Consider the following 15,415-nt stretch of genomic DNA (forward strand, 5'->3'; position numbering starts at 1 on the left):
TATAGAAAGGAGGCTCAAATGCCATTCTTAAAACGAATTTCCCTGGATTGGTCCCAGTTGACACCAGAGGATAAAGAACAATTTCCATACCATATACCAACCATTCAATCGTTCAATGAATATAAATTTGAATCTAACGTCACATTTTTTATTGGTAACAATGGGTCAGGGAAGTCTACTTTACTTGAGGCAATTGGCGTATCTTGCGGATTCAGCGTGGTCGGAGGCAAGGATCTAACGATTTCGAAGGAAAAAGACGATGTATCTTTAGCGAGTATTATGCGGCTGTCTTGGCTTCCTAGGGTTAAGGAGGGGTTCTTTTTCCGGGCCGAGACATTTGATACGTTTGCTGGTTATATTGATGAACTCGCGAAAGACCCCTACGTAGGGCAATCGGCGTATGCACCCTATGGGGGAAAATCGTTGAATCAGCAGTCGCATGGACAAGCCTTTTTAACTTTTTTGAAAAATCGATTAGGCAGTAAGGGATTGTATCTCTTAGACGAGCCAGAGTCGGCCTTATCCCCGCAAAACCAATTAGCTTTCTTGCGAATGATATGGGAATTGGAGCAGTTGGGCCAAGCGCAATTTATCATCGCTACGCATTCTCCGATTTTGATGGCGTATCCAAACGCGAAGATTCTGCAATTTTCTGAAACGACGATTGAACCTATCGCGTATGAAGATACAGATCATTTTACTCTGACAAGAGACTTTTTAAATCACAGAGAGCGCTACTTTCGGGCTTTGTTTGTGGAAGAAAACTGACAATTAAGCAACTGGGGGAATCAGAAATGGCATTTTTCAAGAAAATGTTAGCACGCGTAGGGATTGGGAATATCGATATCGATACACAGTTTCATACGGAGGATTTTATTCCGGGGGAGCTGGTTGAGGGCGTTGTTATTGCCAAAGGCGGAAAAGTGGAGCAGAAGGTGGATAAAATCTACTTTCAAATCATGACGGAATATAAGAAGCCTGTGGAGACAGATGTGAATCGCGATGGGCGAACTGAGACTCGTATGGAGAATGAAACCATCGTTATTGCCAACATCCTGCTTGGCGAAAGCCTCGTGATTGCACCAGGTGAAACGATTGAAATTCCATTTGAATTCGTTTTGCCCCATGAAACGCCAATCTCAATCGGTGTCAGCCCGATCTGGGTGCGTACAGGCTTAGACATTGATAATGCGGTTGATCCTTCGGATCGTGATAATATTGAAGTTCAGGCGCACCCGCATACGGAGGTTGTTTTTGAAGCTTTGGAAGAACTCGGTTTTCATTTGCATCAAGCGGAGAATGAGTATTATTTACAACGAGATTATCATTTACCGTTTATTCAAAAGTTTGAATTTGTCCCCTATAAAAATGGCGAGTACCGCAGCTCGGTGGATGAGCTTGAACTCATCTTCTATCCGGATGAAGACGGTGTTGAAATCATCTTAGAGTTCGATCGCAAAACGCGTGGTTTCAAAGGATTTCTATCGGATATGTTGGAAATGGATGAGTCCCATCATCGCTACTTTTTCAGTAGTGAAGAGTTGGAGGAAGGTTCTTCCTCTGTAGCGGATCAGTTCCGGGAGATCTTTGACGAGTTGTTGGAGTAATACATAAAAAGAGGCTGTCACTAACGGTAGGATAATGATTACCGAAGGGATAGCCTCTTTTCCAATCCATTTTAATGATTAGGCATGTGCCAGTTGTTTAAGTTCAAGCTTTCCAGTCGTTAAATACGTGAGTTCCGGTGTTGAGAAAAAGTCAGCTAATCGCCGAAGTCTCATATATATCGTTCGCAAAATAACGGAATCCATCTCTGTAATCATACAACGATTTGCAATAAAATCTTGCATGCTTACCTTGATGAGATACTCGCTATCTCGAAGATCGGTTGTCAGTTGTTTATGGGGAAGGTCTCCGTTATTGGTTATGTATTTCGTTTGTCCCAAAGCACGTTGATACAATTCAGCACATGTTCGCGTAATTTGTACTTGCCTCTTTACACCCATAGCGTCAGTGACTGTAAGCATTTGATTTTTGGCGTCTAAGGAGTTCTTTTTCAAATAAACAATTTCGTGAGAGGCAATGCCCTCGGTAAGCAAACGAACGATGATGGCATCTTGCGGATTGATACAGCGAACTTCGATAAATTGAATTTGTTCTAATGTAATAATACGAAATCAGCATCCCTTCAAGTGTGTAAATTGGATTTCAGTAAACTTTCATTCGGCTTTCAGTAATAAGCAACTATATACTCTATGTGGGATATTGATCGATTATGACTATTTACAATAAAAAAAATACCTCTATTTTCATGAAGAAGAAGGGAATACTTGGTTTATGCAGAAGATGAGTGTATATATGTAAGGGTGGAGTTGAGAGGGAGGGACTGCTGAATATGGTGAATGAAGAAGGTAAATTGAAGAAGGTGTTAGGCTTACGGGATTCGATTGGTATCGCCCTCGGTCAAATTATTGGAGCGGGAATCATGTCAATCACTGGCATCGCCATTGCCTTAACGGGGTCAGGAGTACCGCTTGCTTTCGTGCTTTCCTCTGTTTTTATGCTCATTATCACGATTCCACTTGCTGTATTAGGCTCAGTTCTTCCTACAACTGGAGGCATGTATAAATATACGAGTCGGTTACTTTCTCCGAACGCAGGGTTTGTCTATTTAATCCTATTTACATTCGGTCATTTAACCATCGCTGTATATGCCATTTCCTTCGCTCAATATTTACAGGGAATCATGCCGGATACGCCGATCATGCTTGTAGCCTTCACAGTGCTGACTTTCTTCTATCTCATTAATCTGTTTGGCATCAAGTTTATGTCATCATTAGGTAAGGTGCTTGTAGCAATTAAGCTACTGTCACTTCTTGTTTTCATTGTATGGGGAATTTCGGAGGTCGACTATTCGGTGTTTCATCCCGCAGAGATTTTTCCTCAGGGCATAGGCAGTTTTCTTACAGCGGTTGGCATCACGTCGTTTGCATCTGGTGGCGCCTATGCTGTAGTTGAGCTCGGAGGCGAAATGAAGCGGCCGCAAAGGGATATTCCGCTAACCATTTTCATCAGTAGTGGCATAGTTGCCTTACTTTATATAGGCATTGGCATTGTGGCAACCGGAGTTCTGCCGATTGCGGAAGTTGCTGGAGAGTCGCTTTCAGATGTGGCGAGGACGATATTGCCCAATCCATTGTTCCTATTTTTTATCATAGGCGGGGCTATGTTTGCACTGGCTTCTACACTTAATGTGACGTTTTCCTGGGTGACGAGGGGGATGCTGGTGGCATGTCGCGATGGTTGGCTTCCTGCATCATTCGGTGCCGTTAATCGAAGGTATGGTACACCGCATTGGCTGCTCACGTTTTACTATCTCCTTGGTGTCATACCCATTGTGACAGGAGTATCGTTGACCACGATTTCACAGCTAGGGGTTGGCATTTTACTCATTTCGAGCATTTTCCCCGTACTTTCTGCCGTGCAGCTTCCGCGCAAATACCCTGAGCTTTATCGCAAAGCACCTTTCACTATGAAGCCAAGTCTACTTTACACTATTGTCATCATAGCCGTTGGTTTACTCGCCTTTCAAGGCTATTTACTACTCAGCCGATTGTCGGCTCCCTTAATTGTAGGCAACATAGTGCTTGTCGCAGCATCTATCGTTTATGTGCAGATTGTCGGCAAACGCCGAATAAATAAACAGGCTTCAAACGCTGCTGCAAGCAATAGTCACGATATCAAATTGTTGCAATAATCATTTTCAGTTCTTTGGTAAACTCTTTGCAGGGCAGGGACTGGTGACGATTCTTTAGACGCAAGGAACAGAAGGAAATATCCATATCCTCTCCAGTGATTTCCAAGGCAACAATGCTGCCTGTTTGGACATAGGGGTCGTATTTCAGGCCGATTTCGGTATAAAATCCAACGGCAATACCTTCCGCAATCACACATTTGGCAGCCTCTGAATTCCCTAACTTAAATAGAATATTTGGCTCTCCATATTTTTTCAATTTACCAATAAGATACTCAGAATTCAGGAGAATCGGTTGATGGACAAGTTCTTCTAAGGAAATGCTTTTTCGATGAGACAAAGGTGAGTTTTTCCCCACACATGCCATCACTCTACTGTCCATTAACGTCTCGGTGATCAATTGTTTATTCGGTTCTTCATAATTCCGGGATACGGCGATTAGACCAATATCTACTTTACCGCTTTGGACTTCTTGTTTAATCTGCGGATAATCAAGCTCAAACATTTCGAGCTCTACACCAGCATGTTTTGCTTTAAAAATCGCCAAGGTTGAGGGTAAAACACTCAAGCATAGGCTAGGTACAGAAGCGATGGAAAGGAACCCTGAGAGCTGATTGGACTTACATTCTGCCGTCTCTCGGAGTTCCTCTACTTTTTTTATGATCTCTTCCGCTTTGCTTATAATTAATTTCCCATCTTCCGTAGGAATGGCTCCGAAGCGCGAACGCTTAAATAGCTTCACCCCAAGCTCTTCCTCCAGACTCACAATAGCCTGACTGATATTTGGTTGGGAGACGTGAAGCTTTTCGGCAGCTTAGGGAGATCGAACCGGTTTGATTGATTTCAATGATATAGAGAAGTTGTTCAATCCGCATATTTCTCCTTTTTTTGGGAAGCGATTTATGTCGTAAATATATCCCAAAAGCGGACGATAGGCAATGATAGGGAAGCCCTATTTTAAGAGGCTCCGTACTCAACATTCAGTTTGCTTAGCTCTTTCATTTGTCCGTTGAAGACGAAACGTGATAGCACGACGCTGATTTCATATAAAGCGAATAAGGGGATGGCCACCATCAGATGTGAGATGAGATCAGGCGGTGAAATTAGGCTAGCTAATATAACTAGGACGATGTAAGCGTATCTGCGAAATTTGTTCAGGAGCTTTGGATTCAGCAGTTTTAGTCTAGTTAGAAACATGACGACGATGGGGAGTTCGAAGGCAATCGACAAAGGCAGCACAATGTTCAGCATGAAACTAAAATATTGGGCAACGCCGTACGTCGGGGTTAATCCAAGGTTATCGGAAATTTGGGTAGTGAACGCCATGCACATGGGGAAAACAACGAAGTAGGCAAAGGTTAAACCGATGATAAAACACAGGACGGTATAAGGAATATAACGGAGTGTGGCTGACTGCTCCTCCTTCGTTAGGCCTTGTTTAACGAATCCCCAGATCTGATAGAGGATAAAAGGCAAAGTGACCGTTAGGGATATCGCGAACGCAATCATCATATAGAGGCGAATACTATCCATGGGGGAAAATACATGCCATGTCATGTCGGATGCCGGGGGTGTTTGCTTCAAGATCAGGAGGAGCTTCTGGGCGGCAAGAAAGCCGGCAATCATCGTAAGGACAATGACGATTAGAACTCGAATAATACGTGTTCGCAGTTCGGAAAGATGTTCAACGAGAGACATCATTTCTTTTATTGGCATGGAAAACACCTCCAAAGTTATGTATGATCGTCATTGATTTAAGATCCCGCTAGCATGCGCTTAAGCTCAACGGTGTGGAAGCCGTCCATCAGCTTCGTGTGGATCTCCATGATGGTCTGAATATCCTCAAATGAATATTTACGAACGCCTCCTTTACTTCTTTCCGGGAAAATAAGCTTGCGATCTTCGTAATAACGAATCTGCCTTTCCGATAACCCGGTTAATTCGCTTACCACACCAATTTGAATCACTTTCTTCTTCGTCATAGACATCATCCATCCTCCTATAAGTGTTAGATAAATTAACGTTTACATGACATTTCTTTCAAGTTAACTCTATCATCATGCTCATTTCCGATCAAATAACCTATTTTTATCCCGGTATAAGTAATATTAATGTAATGTAATCTTACATAAAATAGTGACGGAACCCTGATCTACTGGTACGTTTATTGTGCGGTTTATCCAAACATGAACGAGGAGATGGGAGCATGGAGAAGACACCGATCAAAGAAGATCAAATTACACGTAGACAATTTTTGACTACAGTCGGCAAAATAGGAGGGTCAGCCGCACTCTTTAGTGTTATGGGGACTCTGGGGCTCTTATCCCCAGAAACGATGAAAGCGGCAGATTACACGCCGCCTTCAGGCAGGGATCTCACTTCAACGAACCGAAACGGGAAAAAGGTGATCATTCTAGGCGCAGGGATAGCCGGTATGACGGCGGCCTACGAGTTGGGAATGGCCGGATATCAGTGCACAATTTTAGAAGCGAGAGCTCGTTCCGGCGGTAGAGCTTGGACGGTTCGCAGAGGTACGACGGTTGCGGAAATAGGCGGCAACAAGCAGGTTGCACGCTTTGATAATGGGATGTATTTTAATGCGGGACCGATGCGGATACCCCAGTTTCATGTAACGTTGGAATATGCGCGTAAATTTGGTGTCGCGATCGAACCCTTCAACAATGTGAACGAGAGCGGCTACTATTATAACGAAAATGTGGGCGAATTGTCGGGTGTGAAAATTCCGAAGCGCCAAGCGAAGGCAGATGTTAGGGGCTATGTCGCCGAAATGCTAGCTAAAGCGGTAAATCAGAAAGCACTGGATCTCCCTCTTACAACAGAAGAAAAAGCTAAGCTTGTCACTTATTTGAAGACCGAAGGGGATTTGAACGCAGATCTGTTCTATAAAGGTTCGGAAAGAGCAGGGTATAACGAGGAACCAGGCGGTAAATTCGACGCAGGCGTACGTAGAGATCCATTTAGTTTAAAAGCGATCATAAATTCCGGTTTTGGGCAATTTTTTAGCAGCGAATACAGTTATGATCAACAAATGATGATGTTTCATCCGGTAGGTGGGATGGACCAAATTGCTAAAGCGTTTGAGAAGCGAGTGGGGGACCGAATTGAATTCCATGCAGAAGTACAAGAAATTAAGCAATCCTCCGATGGTGTTCGTATCCTGTATAAGGACTTGAATAGCGGCGCCAGCAAGGAAGCTTCAGGAGACTTTTGTATCTGTACGATTCCTTTGTCTGTCCTCAAGGATGTTAAGGCTGATTTCTCCGTTGACATGTCGACGGCTATTTCTAAAATTAACTATGCATCCGCCGGTAAAATTGGGCTCCAGTTTAAACGTCGCTTCTGGGAGGAAGATGAGTTTATTTTTGGCGGAAGCTCGCTGACGAACATGGACATTTCCAGTATTTATTACCCGCCGACTGATTATTTTGCCAAAAAGGGACTTCTCTTAGGCTATTATGCCTTCGGGGGTAACGCTGACAAGATTGGTAAAATGACACCTGCCCAAAGGGAAGACTATGCATTAAGCCAAGGGGCGAAAATTCATCCGCAATATTATAAAGAGTTCGAGGCCTCTTTCTCCGTAGATTGGAAGAAGATCAAATATAATCAAGGCGGATGGGCTTCCTACACGGCGGACGACCGCAAAACGTATTACCCTACCTTGTGTAAGCCGGACGGTCGCATTTATTTGGCTGGGGAGCATATTAGCTATATTACCGCTTGGCAAGCAGGGGCGATTGAATCTGCGAGGAAAGTAGTTACTGAAATTCATGAGCGTGTAATGAAAGAGTAGATGATGAGGAGCGATGAACGATGATGATAACGAAGAAAGTGAAAACCATGGCAGCCGTCACATTAGGTTCATGCCTCATATGTGTCAGCGCATATGCAGCCGGAACGGAAAAGTCTAGTAAATACCCATCAGAGCCAATTAATGAAGTGGAATTCTATGGAAACCCAGCTTCCTCGATCTCTGCCGGAGTATCCGTGCCTGCAGGCTCTTCCTATTTATTCACAAGCGGAACAGTACCGCCTGTTCTTAATAAAGAGGGTAAAACGGTATATGAGCGCTATGGCGATACCAAAACGCAAGGCATCGGAATTCTTAAAGAGATAGAAAAGCAATTGAAAGATAAGGGATTGACTTTGGCTGATGTCGCTTATCTACGCGTCTATCTTACAGCTGATGCGGCCAAAGAGGGCAAATTTGACTATCAAGGCTGGTTCGATGCTTATGCGCAATTTTTTGGCAATGAAGCGAATCCGGTTAAACCTGCACGCTCCACGGTTGGTGTGGCAGGACTCGTAAGCTCTGATTGGCTTATAGAGATCGAAGCTGTAGCGGTATATCCGAAGCATCATAATCAAAACTAATGAAACGGAGTTGATGATCCTATGCTGCAAAATATTGGCTTTCCTGGTCTCATGCTAATCTTAGTTGTTGTATTAGTTTTGTTTGGTCCTTCCAAGCTTCCAGAGCTTGGTCGCGCAGTGGGGCGCACCCTGCATGAGTTCAAAAACTCTGCGCGGGAACTCGTTTCCGAGGGCAAAGAGGTTCCCGAGCATATAGAGCCAGCTGATAAGCTGCTCGAGAAAGCGAAAGTATAGTCGAACGTCCGAAAGCCTGTATCTGTGATTGTTCTCTTAAGAAGAGAGCATACGGATACAGGTTTTTTTTGAACCGTTGATTCATTCGACCCATCTTACTCCAAATAGATTTGTTTTAAACCGGGATCAATCGTCATATATGCAGAATCTAGGTTGCTAGATGATTGAATTCATATTCACTGTTGAATGATGTTGTAGAAAGTGCAACAATTTATACCTAAATCTCGCCTATTTCCCTAAATTGTTGCATCATGTACAACAATTTAGCCCAATATAGACCATTTCGCATCAAATGAGCTCAAAATGTTGTACGAAATGCAACTTCAAGTTGCAAAATAGCCTTTTGGCGTGTGAATTGTTGTAAAAAATACAACATTGGTAAGCGCAATAGCCCTTCAGCCCTCACGAAAGCTGAATTTCTCTAAAATCGTATTTTGGAGTTATGAATACCAATTGTGAATGAATCGGCAGTCTGTTTTCTGCAGCATTTCTCAAGGAAAACGCTGTTTCGCTAGCCTGTTGTTGTACAAATGACAACTGCAAAAAACACCGGAAAGCCTTGGATTTACACAATCATTTCATGAAAAGTTGTGGTAAAGTGTGCTACGAATGTAGCTGCCAAACAATCCATATGGAGGGATAGCTGTTGAAATTAAGTACAAGTGTGGATGTTAGGAAAGAACCCTTTCACCTAAATCACTATAAATCGAGCCGAAAGCAGGTTTGGGAAATCTATCATGCGCATCCATGCATGGAGTTCCTCTTCGTGTATGAAGGTCACGGTAGTGTGGAAGTGAACAAGCATCAGCTTCGCATAGAATCTGGTACATTGCTTGTGTTTCAGCCTTTTCAACTGCATCGGATACAAATTAAAGGGCCATTCATCCGCTCCGTCCTCATGTTTGACCCTTATAAGCTGGATGCTGCTCTGCTTGCTTTTAGCGGTGTCCGCAAATGGTTTAACATCCTATGGAAGCAGCAATTAACGTGCCAGGTTCTGCCGCAGCAGCATAATTTCGCGAAAATATTTGAAGATTTGAATAGGAAGCTTAGGAGCGTGCCAGCCAATAAACAGCAAGAGGAGTTCATTCTATGCTTATTGTCTATTCTTCAGCAACTAGAGCCATTCGAGAAGGAGGTATATAACGGTCAGAAAGATAAAAATAAGCCGCGTTACAATCATACCGCTTTGCAGATGATAGAGTGGATCGAGCTTCATTACAAGGAAAGATTTGATCTGAATCGGATGTCCGAGGATTTGCACCTGTCTACCTACTATTTGTCTCATACATTTCGGCAGTCGACGGGCAGTCTCGATCACGGAATTTATCATTTCGCGCAGGTTGAAGGAAGCCTGTTTATTGCTTGAAACGACCTCGAAAACAGCCGGTTTTATCGCGCAGGAGGTGGGTTTTCTGAATGGATCTTATTTCTGTCGTGTGTTCAAGACTGTATTGGGGATCACGCCTAAGGCATACCGCATGCAGTTATAAAAAAACAGCAACACAGTGCAATATAACGGCAATTGACTGGCACATGGGCACTTTGCAATCTTTTATACTTTAAAATGTAAGCGTTATCTTAAAGGAAAGAGACCGAGGAGGTTGATCTATTTTTCAAACGGCTTCTTAACGAAAGGGCTGCATTGTGTAGTAATAACTTTTAGGAGGAATGATTCATATGGTAGAGCTGTTCAAAAGATATACAAGTAAGACATTTGCGATGACATTGATTTCATCCTTAATGGTCATGACGGTACCATCTGTTGCGGGGGCAGCTACGAGTACACTCAGACCCCTCAGATGATTCTTATGTCCATCAAAGCAATGCGACCTCCAATTACGGAACGGCGAAATCGCTTTATGTCAAAAATGATCCAACCGCCGCTCGATATGCCTATCTTAAATTTAATTTATCGGGGATTACAGGCGTTTCTAGTGCTAAATTGCGAATTTATGGCAGCGCTTCCGCGTCGACCGTTCTATCGGCTTATCAGACCACGGATAGTTGGACGCAATCAGCACTTACTTGGAACAATAAACCGGTGGTTGGCAGTTCGGCAGGCAGTGTACCGATAGATACGACGAATACCTATAATGAAATTGACGTTACATCGTATGTGACTGCGGAAGCAGCTGGGGATGGTGTTGTTTCATTTGCACTGCAAGAGAGTGTCGGCAAATACACGACGCTAAACAGCAACGAGAATGCGTCTAATAAACCACAGCTCGTGGTAATAAGCGGTGGCGGTACTGGCGGTGACACTCAGGCGCCAACGGCTCCGACGGGCTTGATAGGAACAGCGGCATCCAGCAGCCAAATCAATTTGAACTGGAGCGCTTCCTCCGATAACGTAGGCGTTACGGGCTATGATCTGTATCGAAATGGTATTCTGCTCACGAGTGTCACCGGCACTTCGGCTAGTGATACAGGTTTAGCGGCATCAACTACTTATAGCTACTATGTTAAAGCGAAGGATGCAGCTGGCAACGTTTCTGCGCCAAGCAGTACCATTAATGCAACTACGAATGCAGGATCACCGCCTTCAGGCTGTACGAATGCTCTAAATACAACGGCTGCCATTCAAAATGCTATGAAAAATGCGACCGCAGGCTCTGTCATCTCCATCGCTCCAGGCATATATACAGGTGATCGCTCTACGAGCGGGGACCCGGGCGGTCAAGGGCTATTTTTCTCCGATAAAAACGGGACTTCTGCTAATCCTATTATTTTGAAAAGCTGTGATGCAGCCAATCCGGCTGTGCTCCAAGGTGTGAACGTGAATGACGGTTCTTATGGCATTCATCTAACTGGCGACTACTGGCAGATTCGCGATCTCGCAGTGACCAACGCTCAAAAGGGCATTATCATCGACAACGGTAACCGCAATCTACTCAATAATGTTGAGGTCCATAATGTCGGTGATGAGGGAGTGCATTTCCGCGATGGCAGCTCGTACAACACACTGGAGTATTCCTTGATTTATGACACGGGGAAATATCAAGCTGGTTATGGAGAGGGTGCCTATGTGGGATCTGACTCCAGTTCGAATTATGAGCACGTAGTTACGGGGAATGTCATAAGTCATACGAATTTCAATGGCGGTATTACAGCCGAGCATATTGATGTCAAAGAAGGCGCCAGCGGCACAATTATCGAGTACTGCACATTTAATGGGACAGGAATTAGTGGAGCTAACAGTGCAGATAGCTTTATTGATGTGAAAGGAGTTAATACCATCGTTCGTTATAACCAAGGCTTCCGTAATGGAAATACAAACATTTTGGACGCTTTCCAAGTACGCACGCACGGCACAGCCTATGCCACGGGTACGAACAATTCTTTTAACAACAACACTGTAAACCTGGATAATTCGGCTGGTTACGTCGTTTATGCGACAAGCGCGGCGACAGGAACGACTGCAACAGGTGATACCCGTACAGGCGGCGGTAATTTGTATAGTACTAACGTGAATTGACGATTCGAAAGAGTGAAGTGGAACTATGATGAGTGATTCATTCAACGTCACATGTGTTCGTTGCCGCTTAAGCGCGGATCGCAAATGAAGATTAATCGATAAGATCGACCTGAGGCATAGCCTCAGGTTTTTGCATTTGATAGGATAAAATCAGCCGTAAATGGGCAATCACTAGGAGGTTGGCATCTGCTCGAAGCAAATCTCCTCTTTTACATATCGACATTATGCCTTTTGTATGGGATTATGAAGGAATGTGAGTTGGATAATAGGGGGCAGCCTGGATGAGTTTCACAAAGCCGACAGCGTTGGTGACTGGCGCATCTAGCGGATTTGGCTTACTAACGTCAATAGCTCTGGCTCAAAAGGGGTATCATGTTATCGCGACGATGCGCGACCTTGGTAAAAGCGGAGCCTTGCTCGGGCATGCCGAACAAGCTGGCGTAACCAATGCCATCGAAACCATGGCTCTTGACGTAACCGTTCATGATTCGATTGAACAAGTCGTTTCTGATATGATGGACAAGTATGGCAGAATCGATGTTCTCATTAACAATGCCGGCTTTGCGGTCGGGGGCTATGTGGAAGATGTACCGATGGAAGCGTGGAGATCTCAGCTGGAAACGAATGTATTCGGTGTCATTGCGACAACGAGAGCTGTCTTGCCGCACATGCGCACACAACAATCGGGTTGTATCGTTAATGTAAGCAGTGTGAGTGGGTTATCCGCATTTCCTGGGTATGCGCCATACAGCACTTCGAAGTTTGCCATTGAGGGCTTCAGTGAATCGCTTCGTTTGGAGATGATGCCACTAGGTGTGCGCGTCGTGCTCGTTGAGCCAGGTGCCTATAAGACAGAGATTTGGCGAAAAGGCTTCGAGGCGATCCATACCGCGGAAGCGTCTCCTTATTGGAAACGGCTTAGCAAAATGCTTGACTATTCAAGGAAAGCTTCAGCTACAGCACCCGATCCGCAGGAAGTAGCAGATCAAATTGCGCGAATTGTAGCCAACCCGCGGCCAAAGCTGCGTTATCCAATGGGACGCGGTGTGAAGGCGGGGCTTTGGGCGAGAAGTCTGTTGCCATGGAGATGGTATGAAGGCGTTTTGAATCGATTATTGAAATGAAGAGGGATGTACTTGTATAAGTACGAATAAACCAAGGAGTGAAATGAATGTCTCGTAAGTGGGAAAGAATGGTAAGTAAAAATACGAAAACGGTAAACAAGAATCGGTCCAAACAGGGAATGGCCCCGATTTCTTCGGATCCGGATCGATCGGAAGTATTTAAGGGCAGAAGCATAATGTTAGCTTTATTCTTTGTTCTAATTTCCATCTTATTATTGGCTACTTTGACCAAAACAGAAGGGGACAAGATGTACTGGTATACGACACTCAGTTATCTGGCGGTTGGTCTGTTCGTTTATTTTATTCGCCGTCCATATTTGAAGGTTAGTAAAACGAGTCTTTCGAAAAGAGGATTCGCCAGAGAGCTTGTTCTGAACGCCGATAAAATCAAAGAAATCGTATATTCCCCTGGTCAGGTCGTCATTGACCTGAATGGGAAGTCACCTCGCTGGGTGTACAACAAATCTCTGAATCGATTCGACGTAGCGGCTATGGCAGCTAGATTGAAAAAATTTGCTGAACAAAACCATATTACGTTTGTGGATAAAACGGTTTAAGTACGGATGCACGATATGAAGCTCATAAAACGATGGAAAAGCCCAATTCGACATTGGGCTTTTTTTCTGCTTGGGCATGATGAGCCAACTGAGATTAGACTGTTGAGTTAGAGAGACGACAAATTGTAATTATGGGACATTTTAATCATATTTATCGTCGTCGATTCTAACCACATTATCCATGATGAGCTCGACTTCAGTCTCGAAGTTCAAATGAAGAGGTGCTGGCAGTGCATCGAAGATTTCCTGCATCATCTCCATCTCTAATAACACATCGATGGTTTGAGGTCGCGGTTCTAACTCATCAACCCATTCACGGACAGCATCAATAAATAAATAAAAAGAAGATTGGAATTGATCGGCAACAGCTTCCTGCTCATCACCAAGGGATGCCGACATGGCATTCCAGTTTTTTAGCGTGGTTTGTAAGGCTTGTTTTACGTTTGGGTTCATTATAATCTCCTAAAAGCATCAATGGCTTACTTATTCCTTTTGTATTAGTTTTATACGGTTGGCTTTGAGACTGAGAAGATAGGGGGAATCCCGAGTTTCTCATCAATAGCGATGGAAAACATCGTTATGGGCGGGAGTGCAGGCAGCGGTGAAGGCAGAATGGTCATCTTCCTGAACTTTAAGCATGTTTTACATCGCTAAAGTGGCAATCTCCCGCATTTCTCAGCATTTAACGCTGAAAAACATCGTCTCGGGTAATAGTGTGGAGTAGAATGACCAACTCCATGTGTAATCAACCATCACTTCAACGCCCGCGTGGAAGCTCGGATAATCAACTCCGAAGGCAGAATGATCTTCCGATTCTCGTGAACGGCTTCGCCTTCGATGCGTTCGATCAACAGCTGCATGCCTAATAAGCCGAATTGATAGGCAGGCTGCGAAGCCAAGGTTAGAAAGGGGTTAATCGCACCTGCTGGGCCAAAATCGTCAAAACAGACGACCGATAGATCATCTGGCACCTGCAAGCCGCGCTGTCTCAGTGATTGAATGACGCCAACGGCGAGCATGTTGTTAGCCGCAAAGATTGCTGTCGGCGGATCTTCTAGATTGAGTAGTGCGTCTAACGCGGATTCATCGTGGAAATCACGATAGTTCAGATGTGTGACGAGCGAGTCATCTACGGTTAATCCGCTAAGCAAATGCGCCTCGCAGTACCCTGTATAACGCAAGCGGGCCGTAGAGACATCCTGGGAACCGTTAATCATCGCGATACGGCGATGCCCCAGTTCAATTAAATGCTCAACAAGCTTTCGCGCGCCTTCCTTGCTGTCCCCGAGTACCACATCCGCCTCGATTCCCGGAATTTCACGATCAAGCAAAACGAAGGGGATATTATGCTTTTGCAATTGCCCAAGATTCTGGGCAGAATGATCACCCGTCGGGGCGAATAGAACGCCATCCACACGGGTTGATAGAATCATATCAACGTAGTCTTTCTCTTTCGCATAATCCTCGTCGCTATTCGCAAACAGAAGTCGATACCCAGCACGTTTAGCGGCATCTTCTGCACCGCGTGCAAGCGTAGTATAGAACGGATTTGTAATATCCGTAATGAGCAGGGAAAGAATCTTGGTCTTCTGAAGTACCAGACTGCGTGCCATCGAGTTCGGAATATAGTGAAGATCTTCCATTACTTTTCTAACCCGTTTGCGCGTTGCTTCGCTGATACGACCTGTATTATTGATAACCCGTGAAACGGTCATTGCCGAAACACCGGCTTTTTCAGCGATATCATAAATTGTAATCACGTTGAGTCACCTTTTCATCTCATCCTATTCGTCTATTGTATAGAAATTAAGGATTGACAGCAAGGCTTAAAATTGATAATTTTGAGTTATCGGTAACACTCATTTATTGAGGA

Annotated in this window: 17 protein-coding genes and 1 pseudogene; 11 read left to right on the plus strand and 7 right to left on the minus strand. The window is 44.3% G+C overall.

The features are described 5' to 3' along the window. Window positions 1–18 precede the first annotated feature (18 nt). Both ACBP55_RS14940 and ACBP55_RS14945 read left to right on the plus strand, forming a co-directional pair. Complete coding sequence (locus tag ACBP55_RS14940; RefSeq protein ID WP_464652595.1) at window positions 19–768, plus strand: AAA family ATPase; 750 nt, start codon at window positions 19–21, stop codon at window positions 766–768. Window positions 769–794: 26 nt separating this feature from the next. After that, window positions 795–1,607: a sporulation protein gene (locus ACBP55_RS14945; RefSeq protein ID WP_464652596.1), complete on the plus strand. Its 813-nt coding sequence runs from the start codon at window positions 795–797 to the stop codon at window positions 1,605–1,607. 78 nt (window positions 1,608–1,685) lie between these two features. On the opposite strand, the gene ACBP55_RS14950 is transcribed toward ACBP55_RS14945, so the two are convergent. Then, entirely contained in the window at window positions 1,686–2,060 is a 375-nt protein-coding gene (locus ACBP55_RS14950; protein ID WP_464652597.1) for a hypothetical protein, read from the minus strand. Window positions 2,061–2,395: 335 nt separating this feature from the next. On the opposite strand from ACBP55_RS14950, the gene ACBP55_RS14955 reads away from it, so the two are divergent. Further along, on the plus strand, window positions 2,396–3,757 hold the full coding sequence (locus ACBP55_RS14955; protein ID WP_464652598.1) for an APC family permease: 1,362 nt from the start codon (window positions 2,396–2,398) through the stop codon (window positions 3,755–3,757). Here ACBP55_RS14955 and ACBP55_RS14960 read toward each other — a convergent pair. From ACBP55_RS14960 to ACBP55_RS14975, 4 genes and pseudogenes are all read right to left on the minus strand, one after another. Continuing rightward, entirely contained in the window at window positions 3,741–4,463 is a 723-nt protein-coding gene (locus ACBP55_RS14960) for a LysR family transcriptional regulator substrate-binding protein (protein WP_464653325.1), read from the minus strand. The two genes, ACBP55_RS14955 and ACBP55_RS14960, sit on opposite strands and share 17 nt — an antisense overlap. Next, window positions 4,455–4,556, minus strand: a pseudogene (locus tag ACBP55_RS14965) (helix-turn-helix domain-containing protein); the annotation flags it as partial. The gene ACBP55_RS14960 and the pseudogene ACBP55_RS14965, both read right to left, overlap by 9 nt. Before the next feature lie 155 nt (window positions 4,557–4,711). Next, window positions 4,712–5,470, minus strand: coding sequence for a twin-arginine translocase subunit TatC (gene tatC / locus ACBP55_RS14970; protein WP_464652599.1), 759 nt, complete (start codon window positions 5,468–5,470; stop codon window positions 4,712–4,714). 38 nt (window positions 5,471–5,508) lie between these two features. Then, window positions 5,509–5,742 (minus strand): MerR family transcriptional regulator, encoded by a 234-nt coding sequence (locus tag ACBP55_RS14975; protein ID WP_029193642.1) that lies wholly within the window; start codon window positions 5,740–5,742, stop codon window positions 5,509–5,511. Between the two features lie 218 nt (window positions 5,743–5,960). On the opposite strand from ACBP55_RS14975, the gene ACBP55_RS14980 reads away from it, so the two are divergent. The 8 genes from ACBP55_RS14980 (at window position 5,961) to ACBP55_RS15015 (ending at window position 13,542) form a co-directional block, all read left to right on the plus strand. Next, entirely contained in the window at window positions 5,961–7,568 is a 1,608-nt protein-coding gene (locus tag ACBP55_RS14980) for a flavin monoamine oxidase family protein (RefSeq protein ID WP_464652600.1), read from the plus strand. A 20-nt stretch (window positions 7,569–7,588) separates the two neighbouring features. Beyond that, window positions 7,589–8,149, plus strand: a complete 561-nt coding sequence (locus ACBP55_RS14985; RefSeq protein ID WP_464652601.1) for a RidA family protein — start codon at window positions 7,589–7,591, stop codon at window positions 8,147–8,149. A gap of 21 nt (window positions 8,150–8,170) precedes the next feature. Next, a complete protein-coding gene (gene tatA, locus ACBP55_RS14990) occupies window positions 8,171–8,383 on the plus strand; it encodes a twin-arginine translocase TatA/TatE family subunit (RefSeq protein WP_464652602.1) in 213 nt (70 codons plus the stop codon). Between the two features lie 646 nt (window positions 8,384–9,029). Next, complete coding sequence (locus ACBP55_RS14995; protein ID WP_464652603.1) at window positions 9,030–9,752, plus strand: cupin domain-containing protein; 723 nt, start codon at window positions 9,030–9,032, stop codon at window positions 9,750–9,752. Further along, window positions 9,727–9,876 (plus strand): helix-turn-helix domain-containing protein, encoded by a 150-nt coding sequence (locus ACBP55_RS15000; RefSeq protein ID WP_464652604.1) that lies wholly within the window; start codon window positions 9,727–9,729, stop codon window positions 9,874–9,876. The genes ACBP55_RS14995 and ACBP55_RS15000 overlap by 26 nt, the downstream gene beginning before the upstream one ends. 272 nt (window positions 9,877–10,148) lie before the next feature. Then, the gene (locus ACBP55_RS15005; RefSeq protein ID WP_464652605.1) at window positions 10,149–11,861 is read left to right on the plus strand and encodes a CBM96 family carbohydrate-binding protein; all 1,713 of its coding nucleotides are present in this window, start codon (window positions 10,149–10,151) and stop codon (window positions 11,859–11,861) included. 281 nt (window positions 11,862–12,142) lie between these two features. Beyond that, window positions 12,143–12,985, plus strand: coding sequence for an SDR family oxidoreductase (locus tag ACBP55_RS15010; protein ID WP_464652606.1), 843 nt, complete (start codon window positions 12,143–12,145; stop codon window positions 12,983–12,985). Window positions 12,986–13,032: 47 nt separating this feature from the next. After that, complete coding sequence (locus tag ACBP55_RS15015; RefSeq protein ID WP_029193634.1) at window positions 13,033–13,542, plus strand: hypothetical protein; 510 nt, start codon at window positions 13,033–13,035, stop codon at window positions 13,540–13,542. A gap of 141 nt (window positions 13,543–13,683) precedes the next feature. On the opposite strand, the gene ACBP55_RS15020 is transcribed toward ACBP55_RS15015, so the two are convergent. Together ACBP55_RS15020 and ACBP55_RS15025 are read right to left on the minus strand one after the other, a co-directional pair. Continuing rightward, window positions 13,684–13,995: a hypothetical protein gene (locus ACBP55_RS15020; RefSeq protein WP_464652607.1), complete on the minus strand. Its 312-nt coding sequence runs from the start codon at window positions 13,993–13,995 to the stop codon at window positions 13,684–13,686. A 299-nt stretch (window positions 13,996–14,294) separates the two neighbouring features. Next, window positions 14,295–15,302, minus strand: a complete 1,008-nt coding sequence (locus ACBP55_RS15025; RefSeq protein WP_464652608.1) for a LacI family DNA-binding transcriptional regulator — start codon at window positions 15,300–15,302, stop codon at window positions 14,295–14,297. Window positions 15,303–15,415: the final 113 nt, after the last annotated feature.

The sequence above is a fragment of the Paenibacillus sp. WG02 genome, from assembly GCF_055396115.1.